The organism is Mycobacterium neglectum, assembly GCF_002591975.1.
Lineage (GTDB): Bacteria > Actinomycetota > Actinomycetes > Mycobacteriales > Mycobacteriaceae > Mycobacterium > Mycobacterium neglectum.
Map to the genome: position 1 here is coordinate 365,911 of NZ_NVQE01000001.1, position 17,849 is coordinate 383,759.

13 protein-coding genes are annotated in these 17,849 nt (G+C 67.4%); 9 read left to right on the forward strand and 4 right to left on the reverse strand.

Features of this window, described 5'->3' with window-relative positions; all coding sequences use genetic code 11:
- Positions 1 to 175: 175 nt before the first annotated feature.
- The 5 genes from CSQ99_RS01810 to recD all read left to right on the forward strand — a co-directional run bounded on the left by CSQ99_RS01810 (position 176) and on the right by recD (position 9,394).
- A complete protein-coding gene (locus CSQ99_RS01810) occupies positions 176 to 793 on the forward strand; it encodes an HD domain-containing protein (protein ID WP_099037359.1) in 618 nt (205 codons plus the stop codon).
- A gap of 68 nt (positions 794 to 861) precedes the next feature.
- The gene (locus CSQ99_RS01815) at positions 862 to 1,128 is read left to right on the forward strand and encodes a hypothetical protein (protein ID WP_099037296.1); all 267 of its coding nucleotides are present in this window, start codon (positions 862 to 864) and stop codon (positions 1,126 to 1,128) included.
- Positions 1,129 to 1,170: 42 nt separating this feature from the next.
- Positions 1,171 to 4,422 carry an exodeoxyribonuclease V subunit gamma gene (recC, locus tag CSQ99_RS01820; protein ID WP_099037297.1) on the forward strand — a complete coding sequence of 1,084 codons (3,252 nt, stop codon included), beginning with the start codon at positions 1,171 to 1,173 and terminating at the stop codon, positions 4,420 to 4,422.
- A 5-nt stretch (positions 4,423 to 4,427) separates the two neighbouring features.
- Complete coding sequence (recB, locus tag CSQ99_RS01825; RefSeq protein WP_099037360.1) at positions 4,428 to 7,721, forward strand: exodeoxyribonuclease V subunit beta; 3,294 nt, start codon at positions 4,428 to 4,430, stop codon at positions 7,719 to 7,721.
- Positions 7,718 to 9,394, forward strand: coding sequence for an exodeoxyribonuclease V subunit alpha (recD, locus tag CSQ99_RS01830; protein WP_099037298.1), 1,677 nt, complete (start codon positions 7,718 to 7,720; stop codon positions 9,392 to 9,394). The genes recB and recD overlap by 4 nt, the downstream gene beginning before the upstream one ends.
- Before the next feature lie 55 nt (positions 9,395 to 9,449).
- Here recD and CSQ99_RS01835 read toward each other — a convergent pair whose 3' ends face one another.
- Positions 9,450 to 9,884: a nitroreductase family deazaflavin-dependent oxidoreductase gene (locus tag CSQ99_RS01835; RefSeq protein ID WP_176560816.1), complete on the reverse strand. Its 435-nt coding sequence runs from the start codon at positions 9,882 to 9,884 to the stop codon at positions 9,450 to 9,452.
- 56 nt (positions 9,885 to 9,940) lie between these two features.
- On the opposite strand from CSQ99_RS01835, the gene CSQ99_RS01840 reads away from it, so the two are divergent.
- The 4 genes from CSQ99_RS01840 (at position 9,941) to CSQ99_RS01855 (ending at position 15,141) form a co-directional block, all read left to right on the forward strand.
- Positions 9,941 to 10,387: an SRPBCC family protein gene (locus tag CSQ99_RS01840; RefSeq protein WP_099037299.1), complete on the forward strand. Its 447-nt coding sequence runs from the start codon at positions 9,941 to 9,943 to the stop codon at positions 10,385 to 10,387.
- A complete protein-coding gene (locus CSQ99_RS01845) occupies positions 10,380 to 12,197 on the forward strand; it encodes a sulfatase-like hydrolase/transferase (RefSeq protein WP_099037300.1) in 1,818 nt (605 codons plus the stop codon). Before CSQ99_RS01840 ends, CSQ99_RS01845 begins: the two co-directional genes overlap by 8 nt.
- A gap of 461 nt (positions 12,198 to 12,658) precedes the next feature.
- Positions 12,659 to 14,293 carry a fatty acyl-AMP ligase gene (locus CSQ99_RS01850; RefSeq protein ID WP_099037301.1) on the forward strand — a complete coding sequence of 545 codons (1,635 nt, stop codon included), beginning with the start codon at positions 12,659 to 12,661 and terminating at the stop codon, positions 14,291 to 14,293.
- Positions 14,294 to 14,340: 47 nt separating this feature from the next.
- Positions 14,341 to 15,141, forward strand: coding sequence for a GAF and ANTAR domain-containing protein (locus tag CSQ99_RS01855; protein WP_099037302.1), 801 nt, complete (start codon positions 14,341 to 14,343; stop codon positions 15,139 to 15,141).
- Position 15,142: 1 nt separating this feature from the next.
- Here CSQ99_RS01855 and CSQ99_RS01860 read toward each other — a convergent pair whose 3' ends face one another.
- The 3 genes from CSQ99_RS01860 to CSQ99_RS01870 all read right to left on the reverse strand — a co-directional run bounded on the left by CSQ99_RS01860 (position 15,143) and on the right by CSQ99_RS01870 (position 17,842).
- Entirely contained in the window at positions 15,143 to 15,898 is a 756-nt protein-coding gene (locus CSQ99_RS01860; RefSeq protein ID WP_099037303.1) for a GAF and ANTAR domain-containing protein, read from the reverse strand.
- Positions 15,899 to 15,925: 27 nt separating this feature from the next.
- Complete coding sequence (locus CSQ99_RS01865; protein ID WP_099037304.1) at positions 15,926 to 16,633, reverse strand: GAF and ANTAR domain-containing protein; 708 nt, start codon at positions 16,631 to 16,633, stop codon at positions 15,926 to 15,928.
- Between the two features lie 63 nt (positions 16,634 to 16,696).
- A complete protein-coding gene (locus CSQ99_RS01870) occupies positions 16,697 to 17,842 on the reverse strand; it encodes a fatty acid desaturase family protein (RefSeq protein WP_099037305.1) in 1,146 nt (381 codons plus the stop codon).
- Positions 17,843 to 17,849: the final 7 nt, after the last annotated feature.

Genomic DNA, 17,849 nt, shown 5'->3' on the forward strand with positions numbered 1-17,849 from the left:
ACCTCTGCGCGACTTTGTCGCTCAACTACTACCGCCGCGACCAACGTCAGCGACAAAGTCGCGCGGAGGTTGGCACTACGTATATATGCCTCCAGAGGACCCGCGTCGGCGCATGGACGACACGAACACGGGCGCCCCGGCCCGCGGCTATGGTCGGGCAGTAGGAGGAGACGACGTGAGTGAGCAGACCTCGACACCGAAACTGACCGGGCAATTCTCCAAGGCGCTCGTATACGCCGAACTGAAGCATCACAACCAGGTCCGCAAGGGCGGTGACATTCCGTACTTCGGGCACCTGCTGTCGGTGGCGGGCTTGGTGATCAACGACGGCGGGTCCGAGGAGCAGGCCATCGCGGCGTTGCTGCACGACTGCGTCGAGGACGCCGGTGGGCCGCCGACGCTGGATGAGATCCGAAAGAACTTCGGTGCGGACGTCGCGCGCATCGTCGATGAATGCAGCGACGCCGATGAGGTGCCGAAGCCGCCGTGGCGCGACCGCAAGACCGCCTACATCCAGCGCCTCAACCAGGTGGGCGAGGACACCCTGCTGGTTTCGGTGGCCGACAAGCTGGACAATGCGCGGTCGATGCTGCGGGACTACCACGAACACGGCCCGCAACTGTGGCAGCGATTCACCCGGAAGAATCCGCAGGACCACCTCTGGCACTACGGCGCACTGCTGGCCGCCTACCGGAACCGCGGTCTGAACAGCTGGATGGTCGGCGAGCTCGACCGTGTCGTCGACGAGTTGAGGCGACAGGTCGAGGGTGGCGACCGTGTTGTCCTGGTCTAACGAACGAGCTATCCACAACCTCGCAGCTTCCGACGGCGACTGCGCCGTCGCCGCCATAGGATGCAGTGATGGCCACGTTGGAGGACCTGGAGGCGCGAGTTGCGGCCCTGGAAGCCTCGCAGGCTGATTACCGCGCGGTGCTGTCAGCGGTCAATGCTCTGGGCGCAAATCAGCGAGAGCATTCGCAGCGACTGACGGCGGTCGATTCACGACTGACGGCGGTCGAGACAGGCCTCGCCGACCTCCGACAGGAGACACGAGCGGGCTTTCGGACGGTCGAGGAGCACGTCGCCGAACTCAAGGACCTGATTATCCGGCGCAACAACGGCAGCTAGTTACGGCACTGCGCCGCTTCCCGACTCGTATGGTGGACGGCGATGGCACTGCACCTGCACCGTGCTGAGCGCACCGATCTGCTGGCCGACGGGCTCGGTGCCCTGCTATCGGACCCCCTGCCCGACCCGTTCGCCGAGGAAGTCGTCATCGTCCCGGCCAAGGGTGTCGAACGGTGGCTGAGTCAGCGGCTGTCGCACGTGCTCGGCCGCGGCCGTGGCGCCGACGGGGTGTGCGCGGGCATCTCCTTCCGCAGCCCGTACTCGCTGATCGCCGAAATCAGCGGCACCGACCGCGACGATCCCTGGTCGCCCGACGCGATGGTCTGGCCGCTGCTCGACGTCATCGACGAAAGCTGCGACCAGCCCTGGTGCAAGACCCTGTCGACCCACCTCGGCCACTTCGAAACGGGCGACGAGCGTGAACTGCGGCAAGGTCGGCGCTACTCCGTCGCCCGGCGGCTCGCCGGACTCTTCGCGTCCTACGCCCGCCAGCGACCCCAACTGCTCATCGACTGGGAGAGCGGCGCCGACGGTGGCGTCGACGACGATCTGCGGTGGCAGCCACCCCTCTGGCGCGCCTTGACCGGTCGCATCGACGCCGATCCACCGCATATCCGCCACGCCAAAACCGTTGCCACACTGCGAGACTCCCCGACCGACCTGCCGCAGCGCATCTCGCTGTTCGGCCACACTCGACTGCCGAGCACCGAGATCGAACTGCTCGACGCGCTGGCTACCCACCACGATCTTCACTTGTGGCTGCCGCACCCCAGCGACGAACTGTGGACGTCGCTCGTCGACGACCAGGGCCCCATCCCCCGTCGTGCGGACACCACCCACCGACAGGTGCACCATCCGCTGTTGGCGACACTCGGCCGCGATCTGCGCGAGCTGCAGCGCGGCCTGCCCGCCGACCGCGATACCGACGAATATCTCGGCGGCCGCGCCCATCCCGAGACGATGCTCGGCTGGCTGCAATCCGATATCACCGCCAATGCCGTTCGCCCGCAAGGCCGCACGCTCAGAGCCGACGACCGCTCGGTGCAGGTGCACAGCTGCCACGGTCCCGCCCGCCAGATCGACGTCCTACGCGAAGTGCTGCTCGGCCTGCTCGCCGATGATGACACCCTCGAGCCACGCGACATCCTCGTGATGTGCCCCGACATCGAGACCTACGCACCGCTGATCGTCGCGGGCTTCGGCCTCGGCGACGTCGTCACCGGCTCGCATCCGGCGCATCGGCTTCGCGTCAAGCTCGCCGATCGCGCACTGACACAGACCAATCCGCTGCTCGGCGTCGCGTCGCAGCTGCTCACACTCGCCGGCGGACGCGCCACCGCCAGCGAGGTCCTCAACCTCGCCGAGGCCGGTCCCGTCCGCACCCGATTCAACTTCAGCGACGATGACCTCGACGCCATCGCCGACTGGGTCCGCGAGGCGAACATCCGCTGGGGTTTCGACCGGGCCCACCGGCACCCGTACGGCGTCGACTTCCTGCAGAACACGTGGCGTTTCGGCATCGACCGGGTACTTGCGGGCGTGGCGATGTCCGACGACTCGCATGCGTGGCTGGACACCACCCTCCCGCTCGACGACGTCGGCAGTAACCGGATCGAACTCGCCGGCCGGCTGGCCGAGTACGTCGAGCGCCTGCACACCTGTGTCGAATCGCTCTCCGGCGCACGGCCACTCCGTGACTGGCTGGCCGCGTTGTCCACCGGCATCACTGCCCTGACCGCGGTGCCCGATGCCGACCTGTGGCAGTCCAGCCAAGTCGAGCGCGAGTTCAACGACGTGGTCGCGAAGGCCGGCTCGCATGCCGACACCGTGATGCGGCTTCCCGACATCAAGGCGCTGTTGGACCGTCACCTCGCCGGCCGGCCCACGCGCGCGAACTTCCGCACCGGCACGCTGACGGTGTGCACGATGGTGCCGATGCGGTCCGTACCGCACCGGGTGGTCTGCCTGGTCGGGCTCGACGACGGCGTGTTCCCGAGGCTTGGCGTCGTCGACGGCGACGACGTGCTGGCCCGCGATCCGATGACCGGTGAGCGCGACATCCGTTCGGAGGACCGGCAACTACTGCTCGACGCCATCGGCGCGGCGACCGAGAAGCTCGTCATCACCTACACCGGCGCCAACGAGTACTCGGGACAACGTAAGCCTCCTGCGGTGCCCCTTGTCGAACTGCTCGATACGCTTGACGGCACCACCCCGGAGAAGGTCCGCGATTGGGTTCTCGTCGAACATCCGTTGCAGCCGTTCGACGTTCGCAACGTGACACCCGGTGCGCTCGGCATGCCTGCGGGTCAACCGTTCACCTTCGACCCGACAGCGCTGACCGCGGCACAGGTCGCGGCGGGCCATCGCGGAAAGCGCCCGACTCTGATCGGTCAACCTCTGCCCGCACCGCCACCGGATGACATTGCGCTCGACGACCTGATCGGCTTCTTCAAGGATCCGGTCAAGGGGTTCTTCCGTGCGCTGGACTACACGCTGCCGTGGGACGTCGAGGCCGTCGAGGACGCCATGCCCGTCGAGATCGACGCCCTGCAGGAGTGGAAGGTCGGCGACCGGATGCTCGACGACATGTTGCGCGGCATGACACCGGAATCGGCCAGGGCCGCGGAGTGGCGTCGCGGCTCACTGCCGCCTGGCAAGCTGGGGTGGCGCACGGCGACCGACATCTGCGTGCAGGTCGACGCGCTCGCCTCGGCCGCCAAACGGCACCGCACCGCCGAACCGGACGCGTACGACGTCGACGTCGAGGTGACACTTGGCAGACGGGTCACGGGTACCGTCCCGCGGCTCTACGGTGACCGACTGGTCGCGGTCACGTACTCGAAGCTGGATGGCAGGCATCTGCTGGAGTCGTGGATTCGCCTGGTGGCGTTGACCGCCCAGTATCCGGGCCGGGAATGGACAGCGGTGTGCATCGGACGGCCCAAGCGTTCCGGCCCACCCAGGGAGCGGCTGCTGGGCCCGCCGGAATCCGCCGTCGATCTGCTGCGCGATCTCGTGACGATGTACGACGCGGGCCGACGCGCCCCGATTCCACTGCCGCTCAAGACGTCCTATGCGTGGGCGGAAACCGATCACCATCGCGGAGCCCCACTGCGGGAGGCCGGTTGGCGGTGGAAGACCGGCAAGTATCCCGGGGAGGACGCCGAGCCCGCACACGTCCGGGTGTGGGGGCCCGGCTTGCCGTTCGAGGATCTGGTCGCCGCCGGACTGCCCGACTACGCGACGCGGTTGTGGCTGCCGATGCTGTCGGCCGAACGGGACCCCGACTGATGGACATGCCACCCTTCTACCTGCTCGGCCCGCTGCCGACACCGCGGTCCACCACCGTGCTGGAAGCCAGCGCGGGCACCGGCAAGACGTTCGCCCTCGCCGGGCTGGTGACCCGCTACGTCGCCGAGGGCGTCGCGACGCTGGACCAGATGCTGCTCATCACATTTGGGCGGGCGGCCAGCCAGGAACTGCGGGAGCGGGTGCGCGGTCAGATCCTCGAGGCGCTGCTGGCGTTCGACGAGCCGTCCGGCGACTACAACGACCTCGTCAGACATCTGCTCGACGGTGACCCCGGCGAGCTGGCCGAGCGCAAGCTGCGGCTGCGTGACGCATTGGCGGGCTTTGACGCGGCGACGATCGCGACCACCCACCAGTTCTGCCAGCTGGTGCTGAAATCGCTTGGGGTGGCCGGCGACACCGATGCCGGCGTGCAGTTGGTGGAGAGCCTCGACGACGTCGTCACCGAGATCGTCGACGACCTGTACCTGGCGCACTTCGGCCAGCAGAAGGACGATCCGCCGCTGACTCGCGACCAGGCACTCGACCTCGCGCGGGAGGTCGTCGGCAGCGCCCACACCGAGCTGCGGCCGCTGGACCCGCCGCCGGGCTTCGAGCCCGCGGTACGGGTGGACTTCGCCAAGGCCGTGTGCGAGGAGTTGGAGAAGCGCAAGCGAAAGCTCGGCATCCTGCACTACGACGACCTGCTGTCCCGGCTCGCGAATGCGTTGGAGGCCATCGATTCTCCGGCCCGCGCACGCATGCAGCGACGCTGGTCGATCGTCATGGTCGACGAGTTCCAGGACACCGACCCGGTGCAGTGGCAGGTGATCGACCGCGCGTTCTCCGGGCGGTGCACAGTGATCCTGATCGGCGACCCGAAGCAGGCGATCTACGCGTTCCGCGGCGGCGACATCGTCACGTATCTCCACGCGGCCGACTCCGCAGGCGAGCGCCAGACCCTCGGCACCAACTGGCGGAGCGACGCCCCGCTGGTCGACAGCCTTCAGGCGGTGATGCGCGACGCCCAACTCGGTGACGCCAGGATCGTCGTTCGGGGGGTGGCGGCCAACCACAAGGAACATCGGCTCAAGGGGGCGCCGCACAACGAACCGTTCCGCCTGCGCGTCGTGTCGCGAGATACGTTGCGCACCAAACCCGATCGTGTCATCACGATGGACCGCCTGCGCACCCACATCAGCAAGGACCTGGCCTCCGACATCGCCGCGCTGCTGTCGAGCGGCGCGACCTTCTGCGAGGAGCCGCTGAGGCCCGGTGACATCGCGGTGATCGTCGAGACGCACCGTGACGGCCGGGTGTGCTTCGACGCACTCACCGCCGCGGGCATCCCCGCCGTGTACACCGGCGACTCCGATGTGTTCGGCTCGCCTGCGGCCGACGACTGGCTGTGCCTGCTGGAGGCGTTCGACCAACCGCACCGTTCCGGGTTGGTGCGCGCGGCGGCGACGACGATGTTCTTCGGCGAGACCACCGAAACCCTGTCCGCCCAGGGCGACACGCTGACCGATCGGATCGCCGACACCCTGCGCGAGTGGGCCGACCACGCCCGCGACCGTGGGGTCGCGGCCGTCTTCGAAGCCGCGCAGCACAAGGGGATGGGCACCCGGGTGCTGTCGTGGGTCGACGGCGAACGGCATATGACCGACCTGGCCCACCTGACACAGGTGTTGCACGACACCGCGCACCGGGAACACTTCAGCCTGCCCGCCCTGCGTGACTGGCTGCGCACCCAACGCGAAGAGCGAAGCGGCGCAGCCGAACGCAATCGGCGCCTGGACAGCGACGCGGCGGCCGTGCAGATCATGACGGTGTGGGTGAGCAAGGGTTTGCAGTATCCGGTGGTGTATCTGCCGTTCGCGTTCAACCGCAATATCCAGACCCGCGATGTCGTCCTGTTTCACGATGGCGACACCCGCTGCCTACACATCGGCGGTGAGCAGAGTCCCGACTACTCGAAAGTCCAGCAGTTGGGCCGGCGCGAGGCCGCCAGCGACGACGTCCGGCTCACCTATGTCGCGTTGACCCGGGCGCAGTCGCAGGTGGTCGCATGGTGGGCGCCGTCGTGGGACGAACCCAACGGCGGACTGTCACGCTTGCTGCGTGGCCGTCAGCCCGGCGATCCGGTGGTGCCCGACCGCTGCGATCCCCCGAAGATCGACGATGCCGATGCGATGGCGGCCCTGCGGGCGTGGGAGAACGTCGGCGGGCCCGTCCTCGAGGACTCGGTGGTCGCGCCCTCCACAGAGGTCGAATTACCGCCCGCTCCAACTGGGCTCGGCGTCCGGCACTTTCACCGTCAGATCGACGCGTCGTGGCGGCGCACGTCGTACTCGGGGCTGATCCGCGCGGCCGAGTCCGAGTCTTCTCAGGGGGTGACCAGCGAGCCGGAGGTGATCGAGCTCGACGACGAGGTCGGCGACGTCACGGTGACCGAACCGGCCGACTCCGCGGCCACCGCCGTCCCTTCCCCGATGGCAGACCTACCGATGGGTGCGAAGTTCGGCTCTCTGGTGCACGCCGTGCTGGAGACCGCCGACCCGTACGCCGCCGACCTGGCCGCCGAACTCGAGACGCAGACCCGCGAGCACTCCGTGTGGTGGCCCGTCGATGTCTCTGCCGAGGATCTCGCAGCTGCCCTGGTGCCGATGCACGACACCCCACTCGGCCCGCTCGCGTCGGGCACGACGCTGCGGCAGATCGGCTTGCGGGACCGGTTGCGAGAGATGGATTTCGAGTTCCCGCTGGCCGGTGGCGACCTGCGGGGCGATGGGCCGAGGATCTCCCTGGCCGACGTCGGACGGCTGTTCCGTGAGCACATGCCCGCCGGCGATCCGCTGGCGTCCTACGCCGACCGGCTGGCGAGCGGTGCGCTCGCCGGACAGTCGCTGCGGGGTTACCTCACGGGCTCCCTGGACGTCGTGCTGCGTGTCGGCGGGAAGTACCTAGTCGCGGATTACAAGACAAACTGGCTCGGCGAGCCCGAAAAGTCGTTGACGTCGGCGGATTACGGTCAGGCCCGCATGGCCGAAGCCATGCTGCATTCGGACTATCCGCTGCAGGCGTTGCTGTACTGCGTTGTGCTGCATCGGTTCCTGCGCTGGCGGCAACCGGGCTACTCACCGGAGCAGCATCTCGGTGGCGTGCTCTACCTGTTCGTGAGGGGTATGTGTGGTGCACAGACGCCGATCGTCGACGGGCACCCCGCGGGCGTGTTCAGTTGGCGGCCGCCCGCGTCGCTGATCGTAGCGATGTCCGACCTGCTCGACGCGGGAGTCGCATGAGTCTCGAAGTGTTCTCGGAGCTGTTCGAGCCGGCCGATGTCCATGTCGCGAGGCGGCTCACCGCGATGGCGAACGAGTCCGATGAATCGGTGGCATTGGCCGTCGCGATCGCGGTGCGTGCACTGCGCGGCGGGTCGGTATGCGTCGATCTACGGTCGATCGCCGAACAACTCGAAATGCCTGAGCTGCCATGGCCGTCGCCCGATGACTGGCTGGCCGCGGTGCGGGCGAGCCCACTCGTCACCGATACGCCGGTCCTACGCCTGTTTGGCGACTTGCTGTACCTGGACCGCTATTGGCTCGAAGAGCAGCAGGTGTGCGACGACGTGCTGACGCTGCTGTCGTCGACACTGCCCGGCGAGGTGCCCGGCCTCGAACGGCTGTTCCCCGCAGGCTGGGAGGAGCAGCGCGCCGCGGCCGAAATCGCACTGACACAATCGCTTACGGTGCTGACCGGCGGCCCCGGCACCGGCAAGACGACGACGGTGGCGCGGCTGCTGGCGTTGCTGGCCGAGCAGGCGTCGCTTTCGGGCCGCCCGCCGCTGCGTATTGCGTTGGCGGCGCCGACGGGTAAGGCCGCCGCGAGGCTGCTCGAGGCCGTCCAGTTGGAGGTCGGCAGGCTCGACGCCGTCGACCGCGATCGTCTGCCGGAGCTGAAAGCGTCGACGCTGCATCGCCTGTTGCGGTCGCGGCCGGGTAATTCGTCGCGGTTTCGCCATCACCGTGAGAACCGGCTGCCGCACGACGTAATCGTCGTCGACGAGACGTCGATGGTGTCGTTGACCCTGATGGCCCGACTGCTCGAAGCGCTGCGCCCCGACAGTCGGCTGCTGCTCGTCGGCGATCCCGACCAGTTGGCGTCGGTCGAGGCGGGCGCGGTGCTGGCGGATATGGTCGACGGTCTCGGCGAGCGCTCCGACGTCCGCATCGCGGCGTTGACGACATCGCACCGGTTCGGCGAGTCGATCGGTGCGCTGGCGTCGGCGATCCGCACCGGCGACGTCGACGACGTCGTTGCCTTGCTGCGCGCCGGCGGCGACCACATCGAGTGGGTCGAGACCGACGACCCCGGCGAGCAGCTGCGCAAAGTCCTTCTCCCCCACGCGTTGCGGCTGCGCGAAGCGGCCATCCTCGGCGACGTGAAGGCGGCATTGTCGACGCTGGACGAGCACCGGCTGCTGTGCGCGCACCGGCGCGGTCCCTACGGCGTGCGGTTCTGGAACCACCAGGTGGAGCGATGGCTGACCGACGCGACCGGCGAGCCGCTGTGGACGCAGTGGTATGCGGGCAGACCGGTGCTGGTGACCGCGAACGACTACGGGCTGAACCTGTACAACGGCGATACCGGCGTGACGGTGGTGCGCGGCGACGGGCTTCGCGCCGTCGTGGCCGCGGGTAAGGGGCCGATCGAGTTCGCGACCGGACGGCTATCCGACGTCGAGACCATGCACGCGATGACGATCCACAAGTCGCAGGGCAGCCAGGCCGATGAGGTGACCGTCCTGATGCCGCCCGAGGACTCGCGACTGCTGACCCGCGAGTTGTTCTACACCGCGGTGACGCGGGCCAAGGAGAAGATCCGCATCATCGGCGCGGAGGCGTCGGTGCGCGCGGCGGTGCAGCGGCGTGCGGTCCGGGCGTCCGGGCTGGCGCAGCGGCTCCGCGCGACCTAGACGCGATTTCGGTGTCGGCAGTCGCGCCGAGCACGACCAGCGACACCGATCGCAACTAATTGTCGGCGACGAGCTCGAAGACCGGGATCACGCGGTCGGTGCGCGTCTCGTACTCGCCGAATCCGGGCGCGCGCTCGACGATGATCCGGTAGATACGGTCGCGGTCCTCCCGGGTCAGTTCACGGGCGACGACGGGGCGTTTCGGTTCCGCGCCGATCTCGACCTGAACGTGGGAGTGGGCGCGGAGGTTGAACACCCAGGCGGGGCTTTCGTCGCGGCCGGCCGCGGAGCCGACGACATAAATCTTGTCGTCGATGTCGAAGTAGGCCACCAGATTGACCCGCTCTGCCCCGCTCTTGGCGCCCGAGGACGTCAGCAGCAGCAGCGGAAAGCCTTCGAACTGCCCGCCGACCTTGCCGCCGTTGCGGCGGAACTCCTCGATGTTGCGCTCGTTGAATTCACGTTCGGAGGTCATGTCGTCGTCGGGCATGACTTCATGGTGACACTTCGGACCGCTTCCCGAGCCACAACGCGTAGCGTGAAGCCGTGGCCCAGATCGACCGCACCCGCACCATCGCGGCTGCCCCGCAGGACGTCTGGGAGGTCCTTGCCGACTTCGGTGCACTGAGTTCGTGGGTCGATCGCGCCGACCATTCGTCCATCCTGACCCGCGGCGCCGACGGTCCGATCGGCACCACCCGGCGGGTCCAGATGGGGCGCAACACGCTCGTCGAGCGCATCGTCGAGTTCGACCCGCCGCACGCGCTGGCCTACGACATCGAGGGTCTGCCCACGCGGCTGCGCAAGGTCAACAACCGCTGGACGTTGCGACCGTCGGGAGAATCGGCGGTCGTGACGCTGACGAGCACCGTCGAGATCGGCTCTGGCCGCATACAGAGACTTGCCGAACGCGTCATGTGTCGACTGATGACCCGGGAATCCGACGGCATGCTCGCCGGCCTCGCCAAGCGATTGGAGACCTCTCATGTCTGACAGGCCCGACATCGTCATCCTGATGACCGACGAGGAACGTGCGATCCCTCCCTATGAGTCCCCCGAGGTGCTCGCGTGGCGTGACCGCACGCTGGCCGGCCGCAAATGGTTCGACGAACACGGCGTCAGCTTTGCCCGCCACTACACCGGATCGCTGGCCTGCGTGCCAAGCCGCCCAACGATTTTCACCGGGCAGTATCCCGATCTGCACGGTGTCACGCAGACCGACGGCATCGGCAAGGTGTTCAACGATTCCCGCATGCGCTGGCTGCGCCAGGGTGAGGTGCCCACGCTCGGCAACTGGTTCCGCGCCGCCGGTTACGACACCCACTACGACGGCAAATGGCACATCACGCATGCGGATCTGACCGACCCGAAGACCGGACGTCCGCTGGCGACCAACGACGACGACGGCGTCGTCGACCATGCGGCGGTGCAGCGCTACCTCGACGCGGATCCGCTTGCGCCGTTCGGCTTTTCGGGCTGGGTGGGGCCCGAGCCGCACGGCGCGCTGCTCGCCAACGCCGGCGTCCGTCGCGACGCGCTGATCGCCGATCGCGTCGTCGCATGGCTCAACGACCGCTACGAGCGGCGCCGCGCCGGCGAAGCGGATGCGCTGACGCCGTTCCTGTTGGTCGCCAGCTTCGTCAATCCACACGACATCGTGTTGTTCCCGGCGTGGGCGCGCAGGAGTCCGGTGCAGCCGTCGCCGCTGGATCCCCCGAACGTGCCCGCCGCACCCACCGCCGACGAGGACCTGTCGACGAAGCCGGCCGCGCAGATCGCTTTCCGCGAGGCGTACTACACCGGATATGGGGTGGCGCCCGCGGTCGACCGGACCTATAACCGCAGCGCTCAGCGCTACCGCGACCTCTATTACCGACTGCACGCCGAGGTCGACGCGCCAATCGATCGGGTGCGCCGGGCGGTGACCGACAGCGGCTCGGACAACGCCGTGCTGGTGCGCACCTCCGACCACGGCGACCTGCTCGGCGCCCACGGCGGCCTGCACCAGAAGTGGTTCAACCTGTACGACGAGGCCACCCGGGTTCCGTTCGTCGTCGCGCGGACTGGAGCGGGCGCCACGTCGGCTCGGACGGTGACGGCGCCGACGTCGCACGTGGATCTGGTGCCGACGCTGCTGGGCGCGGCGGGTATCGACATCGCGGCGGTGGCCGAGACGCTGCGGGAGTCCTTCTCCGAGGTGCACGAACTCCCCGGTCGCGACCTCATGGGTGTGGTCGACGGGACACCCGCCGACGAATCGCGCGCCGTGTACCTGATGACGCGCGACAACATGCTGGAAGGCGACACCGGCGCCTCAGGGGTGGCCCGCCAATTGAAGCTGACCGCGAATCCCCCTATGCCGCTGCGTATTCAGATACCCGCGCACGTCGGATCCAACTTCGAAGGACTGGTCGTCCTGGTCGACGAGGCCGACGGCGGCGAGGGACATCTGTGGAAACTGGTGCGCACGTTCGACGATCCGGCCACCTGGACCGAACCCGGGGTGCGTCACCTCGCGGCCAACGGTCTTGGCGGCGAGGCGTATCGGTCATCGCCGCTGGACGATCAGTGGGAGCTCTACGACCTGACGGTCGATCCGATCGAAGCCGTCAACCGGTGGACGGATCCGGGACTGGACGAGATACGTAGCTACTTGCGTATGCAACTAAAACACGTACGGGCCAATGCGATTCCCGAACGGAACAACCCCTGGCCGTATGTCTCTCGTCGGCCACCGGCGGCAAGACAGTCGGTCGCCGGCCGGATAAGGCAACGATTGAGCGGCAGACGTCCGGTCAAATAGTCCATCTGGCCAGCAAACGCGGTAAAGTCTGACCGGGTTGACTTTCCAGCCCACCGGAAACGTCTCGGCGGCGACTCCAACTCCCCGCCGAATGGGTGATAACCCTGACGTCAGCCGACATTAGACGGGTAGGAATTCGAGCTGGGGGGCTCGTTGTCGGTAAATACAGATTTCATAACGACTTTGCCAAGCAGGGGCGCGCTAAGTCGTACTCGGATAGTCGGGTCTGTACAGTCAGTGCGTCCGACACGCACGGCACGTCGCTCCGACCGGGGCGGCGAACCATCTGGGGTGAACACAGAGGAGATGCGCACCTCCACAGTCATCGTCGGCCTCCAACGGGGCTGTACGACGGCCGTACCCCAGCGGCTCCCACATCACCTGGCGCATCAGCAATTTCGCGCCGGGTCACTACCACAGCCAAATCATGGCGTCGTTGCGCCTAGGCCAAAGGGATTGTCGTGAGTCGATTCACCGAGACGATGTACAGCAACGCCCTGTCCAGCAACAAGGGCATGGTCACCGGGGAGCCAGGCGCCCCCGTCCGCCATAGCTGGGCCCAGGTGCACGAACGGGCCCGTCGAGTGGCAGGTGGGCTGGCCGCAGCCGGTATCGGGCCTGGTGACTCCGTCGCAGTGCTGGCAGGCGCGCCCGTCGAGATCGCACCGACCGCCCAGGGCATCTGGATGCGCGGCGCCAGCGCCACCATGGTCCACCAGCCCACGCCCCGCACCGACCTGGTGCGATGGGCCGAAGAGACCACCGCCGTGATCGACATGATCTCGGCGAAGGCCGTCGTGGTTTCCGACCCGTTCATGGCCGCAGCGCCGGTGCTGTCGGGGCTCGGTATGACGGTGCTGACCATCGAGTCGCTGTTGGGTAACGACCCCATCGAGCCGTTGGAGACCTTCGACCACGACGTGGCGCTGATGCAGCTGACGTCGGGCTCGACGGGCTCACCCAAGGCCGTCCAGATCACGCACGCCAACATCGTCGCCAATGCCGAGGCCATGGTCATCGGCTGCGACTTCGATCTCGAGACCGACGTGATCGTGAGCTGGCTGCCCTGCTTCCACGACATGGGGATGACGGGCTACCTGACGGTGCCGATGTATATCGGAGCCGAACTGGTCAAGGTCACCCCGATGGACTTCCTGCGCGATACGTTGTTGTGGGCCAAGCTCATTGACAAGTACAAGGGCACGATGACCGCCGCGCCGAACTTTGCCTACAACCTCTTCGCCAAGCGCTTGAGCAGGCAGGCCACGCCCGGGGAGTTCGATCTGTCCTCGCTGCGGTGGGCATTGTCGGGCGCCGAGCAGGTCGACCCGCTCGACGTCGAAGATCTCTGTGTAGCGGGTGCACCGTTCGGGCTCAAGCCCGAGGCCATCATCCCGGCCTACGGGATGGCCGAGACGACGGTGGCCGTGTCGTTCTCCGAGTGCGGCGGCGGCATGGTCGTCGACGAGGTGGACGCCGACCTGCTGTCGGTCCTGCACCGAGCCGTGCCGGCGACCAGGGGGAACACCCGGCGATTGGTCTCCCTCGGCAAGCCGCTGCAGGGCTTGGAGGTCCGCATCGTCGACGAGGACGGCAGCGTACTTTCGGCGCGTGGCGTCGGTGTCATCGAGGTCCGCGGCGAGCCGGTGACCAGGGGTTACACCACGGTGGCCGGTTTCATCCCCGCGCAGGACGAACGCGGCTGGTACGACACGGGTGACCTGGGCTATCTCACCGAGACCGGCGAAGTGGTGGTCTGTGGACGCCTCAAAGACGTGATCATCATGGCGGGGCGCAACATCTACCCGACCGACATCGAACGTGCCGCCGGCCGCGTCGACGGGGTGCGGCCCGGCTGTGCCGTCGCAGTGCGACTGGATGCCGGGCTCTCGCGGGAAACCTTCGCCGTCGCGGTGGAGTGCAAGGACTTCGCCGATCCCGCACAGGTGCGCCGCGTCGAGCGCCAAGTCGCCCACGAGGTGTTCGCGGAGGTCGACGTGCGACCCCGCAACGTCGTCGTGCTCGAACCCGGAATGATCCCCAAGACGCCGTCGGGCAAGCTGAGGCGGGCGCACGCGCTGTCGCTCGTGGACTGACCGGAGGAGTTAAATCCTCCGCATTGGCGGGTACATTCGTAGCGCACATGGCTGACTACGACCCGCAGCCCGGCCGTTCGCCGGAGCCAGATCTATCTGCCGCCCAACGTGAGGCGGACGACGTCGACCTGCACGCCGGCCTGAGGGGCGTGGCGGGCCTGGTCGCCGGTGCCCGCAGCGTGATCGACCTCCTGAGCGACGTGGCGGAGTTCGCGGCCCGCGCGATTCCCGGTGTCGACGGCGCAGGCGTCACGGTGATCGATATGTCCGGCGACACACCGTCGGTCAAGACGTGGTCGGTGACGGCGCCGTTCGTCGAGAAAATCGACAAGTTGCAGTACATCGACCTGAAGGAGGGGCCGTGCGTCACGTGCATGCAGACGCGGCGGCCCACCGTCAGCGGATCGCTGGGAAGCGACATTCGATGGCCGCGTCTCGGCGGCGGGGTGGCCCGCATGGGCGTGCACTCCGCGTTGGCGCTGCCGATGCTGGTCGGCGATCAGCTGATCGGCGCCATCAACACCTACGCCCGTAGCCGCGACGCATTCGGCGAGCATGCCGTGGTGCTGGGCTCGCAGTTCGCCGGGTCCGCGGCGGTGTCGGTGTACAACGGGCAGTTGCTCGACCACGCCCAACAACGAACCAAGCAGTTGCAGAGTGCGCTGGGCACCCGCGCGGTGATAGACCAGGCGATCGGGATCATCCGCGCTAGGTCGGGGGTCGGTGAACAGGCGGCGTTCGACCGGCTCGTCCGGATGAGCCAAGCGGAGAACTTGAAGCTGCACATTGTCGCCGAGAGGCTGGTCGACGAGGCGGTGCGGCGCGCCGTAGCGCGGCAGCGCGACTGAGTTACGTTGCCGGCGTGACGAATTCGCCGATGGCAGAGATCAGCACCGGGCGGGCGTGTCGATCGGTCATCAGCCGCCGGGCGACATCGGTCAGATGCTCACGGTTGGCGCGGGCGTAGGAGCGCATCAGTCTGAAGGCCTCATCGACGGTGACGTCGAGGGCTTCGCGCAGAAATCCCTTGGCCTGCTCGACGATGACGCGGCTCGCCAGCGCAGAGCGCAGCTGCGGGATCACGGTCGACGGCGTTGGCGCGTGTTCCTGCAGGATCGCCACGCACGCAATGTGCGCGAGCGTCTGCGCTACGAGCCGGTCCGCGTCGTTGAGTTCGCCCGAATTTGAGCCGAACAACCCGAGTGCGCCAAGCACGATGCCTGCCGCGCGCATCGGCACGGCGTGCACGGAGGCGAAGTCGGCTTCGAGTGCGGCAGGCACGAACCGGGGCCACTGCGCGATCGCGTCGTTGAGGTCGGCGACCGACACGGGTTGGCCGGTGGAATAGCAGTCGACGCAGGGTCCCTCGTCGGCCTGCAGTTGGAAGAGTTCCAGCTCGCGGGCCTGTTCGGTGGTGGCTGCCAGCAGGCGCAGCTGGTCGAGCGGATCGGCCAGCAGAAATGCGGCCGCCTCGACGTCGAGCAACTCGGCACAACGTTCGGTGAGTTCGGTCAGCAGGTCCACGACGTCGAAGTCCTCGAGCAGACTGTCGACGAGCGAAACAACCGCGTCCAGAACGCGGGTTTCACGAGGGGTTTCGGTCATTGCTCACTCCTTCCCAGGATGGGTGCATCAGTCCGACTCCAGCCTGAGTTTGCGGTCGAGGATGTCGCGGGCGACCTCGGTGGCGCTGCGGCCGGTCGAATAAGCGTGGGCACGCAGGCGGACCAGCGCCTCGGCCGGCTCGACCTCGAGCTGCGCAACGAGCATGCCGGTGGCCTGGCTGACCTCGGCGCGCGAAAGAGTGTGCAGTTCGGCCCAGGCGTCGCTGTGGGGGTCTGCGGCGGCGGCGTGCAGGTCACCGTCGAGGAGGTCGAGTAGCGGAATGCCGGCGAGCTCGGCGGCGACGACGGCGCCGGTGATCTGCGACTCTTCCAGCCGGCCGGGTTGAGCGCGGAAGAGGTCGAGGGCCCCGACGAACTCACCGGCGACGACGACGGGCATCGCAAAGACGCCGCGGATCTGCAGGTCCAGCATGGCCGGGCCGTAGACCGGCCAGCGCCCCTCCTCGGGGTCGGCGAGATCGATGACGAGCACGGGTGCGCGCCGGGTGACCGAGTCCAGACACGGACCTTCGCCGAGGAGGAACTGCAGTTCGTCGCACGTGCGCGCGTGTTCACTGCTGGATCCCAGCGTTCCGGTGTTGGCGCCGTCGAAGACCAGGGAGATCGCCGCGGCGTCGACCTCGAAGAGCACCACGCACGCCTCACACAGCCGGTCGGCGGCGTCCACCCCTCGCCGGCCGTCGACAGCGGCCAGCAGCTGTTCGTGAATCGCCACATCTAACCGAACGGCGGCGGGGCGTGAGCGTTGCCCGCGGGTCGTGGCGAAGTCGTCATCCCTTCAGCGTCCTCTCCTGGGGAACGCCAACAGGCGGCGGGGTCGTGTCGGCGGGCGCGGCGTCGGACGAGACCCTACGGGGCGATCGGGCAGCGCCAGCGTGTGAATGGTCCGTAGCACCTGAAAATACTGGCGCACAAGCGAACCCGTGGTGTACGGCAAGTCGTACTTGTCGCACAGCGCCCTCACGCGCACCGCGATCTGGGGAAGGCGGTTGCTGGGCAGATCGGGAAACAGATGGTGCTCGATCTGATAGCACAGGTTCCCGCTCGAGAACGCAAGCAGCGGACCGGCGTTGAAGTTCGCGGCTCCCAACATCTGCCGCAGGTACCATTCGCCCTTGCTTTCGTTGTCCAGGACGTCGGCGGTGAACTTCTCCGCGCCATCGGGGAAGTGGCCGCAGAAGATCACCACATAGGACCAGAGGTTGCGCAGCAGGTTGGCCACCGCGTTGGCGGCCAGGGTTCTGCGCCAGCGGGACCGGCTCAGCGCCGGGAAGAGTACGTAGTCCTTGAGCGACTGGCGGGCGATCTTTCCGGCGAATTCCTTTCTGGCCGCGCCGACCTTGGCAGCATCCGGGGCCAGCCGATCGCGCTCCGAATGAATACCGTGCAGACCGATACCCCACTCGAAGATGCTGGCCAACAACAGATTACGAAGGGGCTGCAGTAGATTCTCGGGCTTCCATGCCTCATCGCGGGTCATGCGTATCACGCCGAAACCGAGATCGTCGTCCACGCCGATGATGTTGCTGAACACATGATGGCGGTAGTTGTGCGAGTACCTCCACTGCGACGAGACGCCGACCATGTCCCACTCCCACGTGCTCGAGTGGATTTCCGGGTCGTTCATCCAATCCCATTGGCCATGGCCGACGTTGTGGCCGATTTCCATGTTCTCGACGCTCTTCGCCAAGGCCAGCGAAGAGGTTCCGATTAGCCAACCCGCCCTGGACCGGGTGCAGGCGATGATCAGGCGGGCGGCGACGTCCAGCGTCCGCTGGAACTTGATGGTGCGCCGGATGTAGGCCGCATCGCGCTCACCGAGGGATTCCTCGATGTCGCTGCGGATGGCGTCGAGTTCACACGCGAGCGCATCAATATCCGCGTCGCTGAGATGCGCGTACGCGGCAACATCGGCAATAGCCATTGAAAAG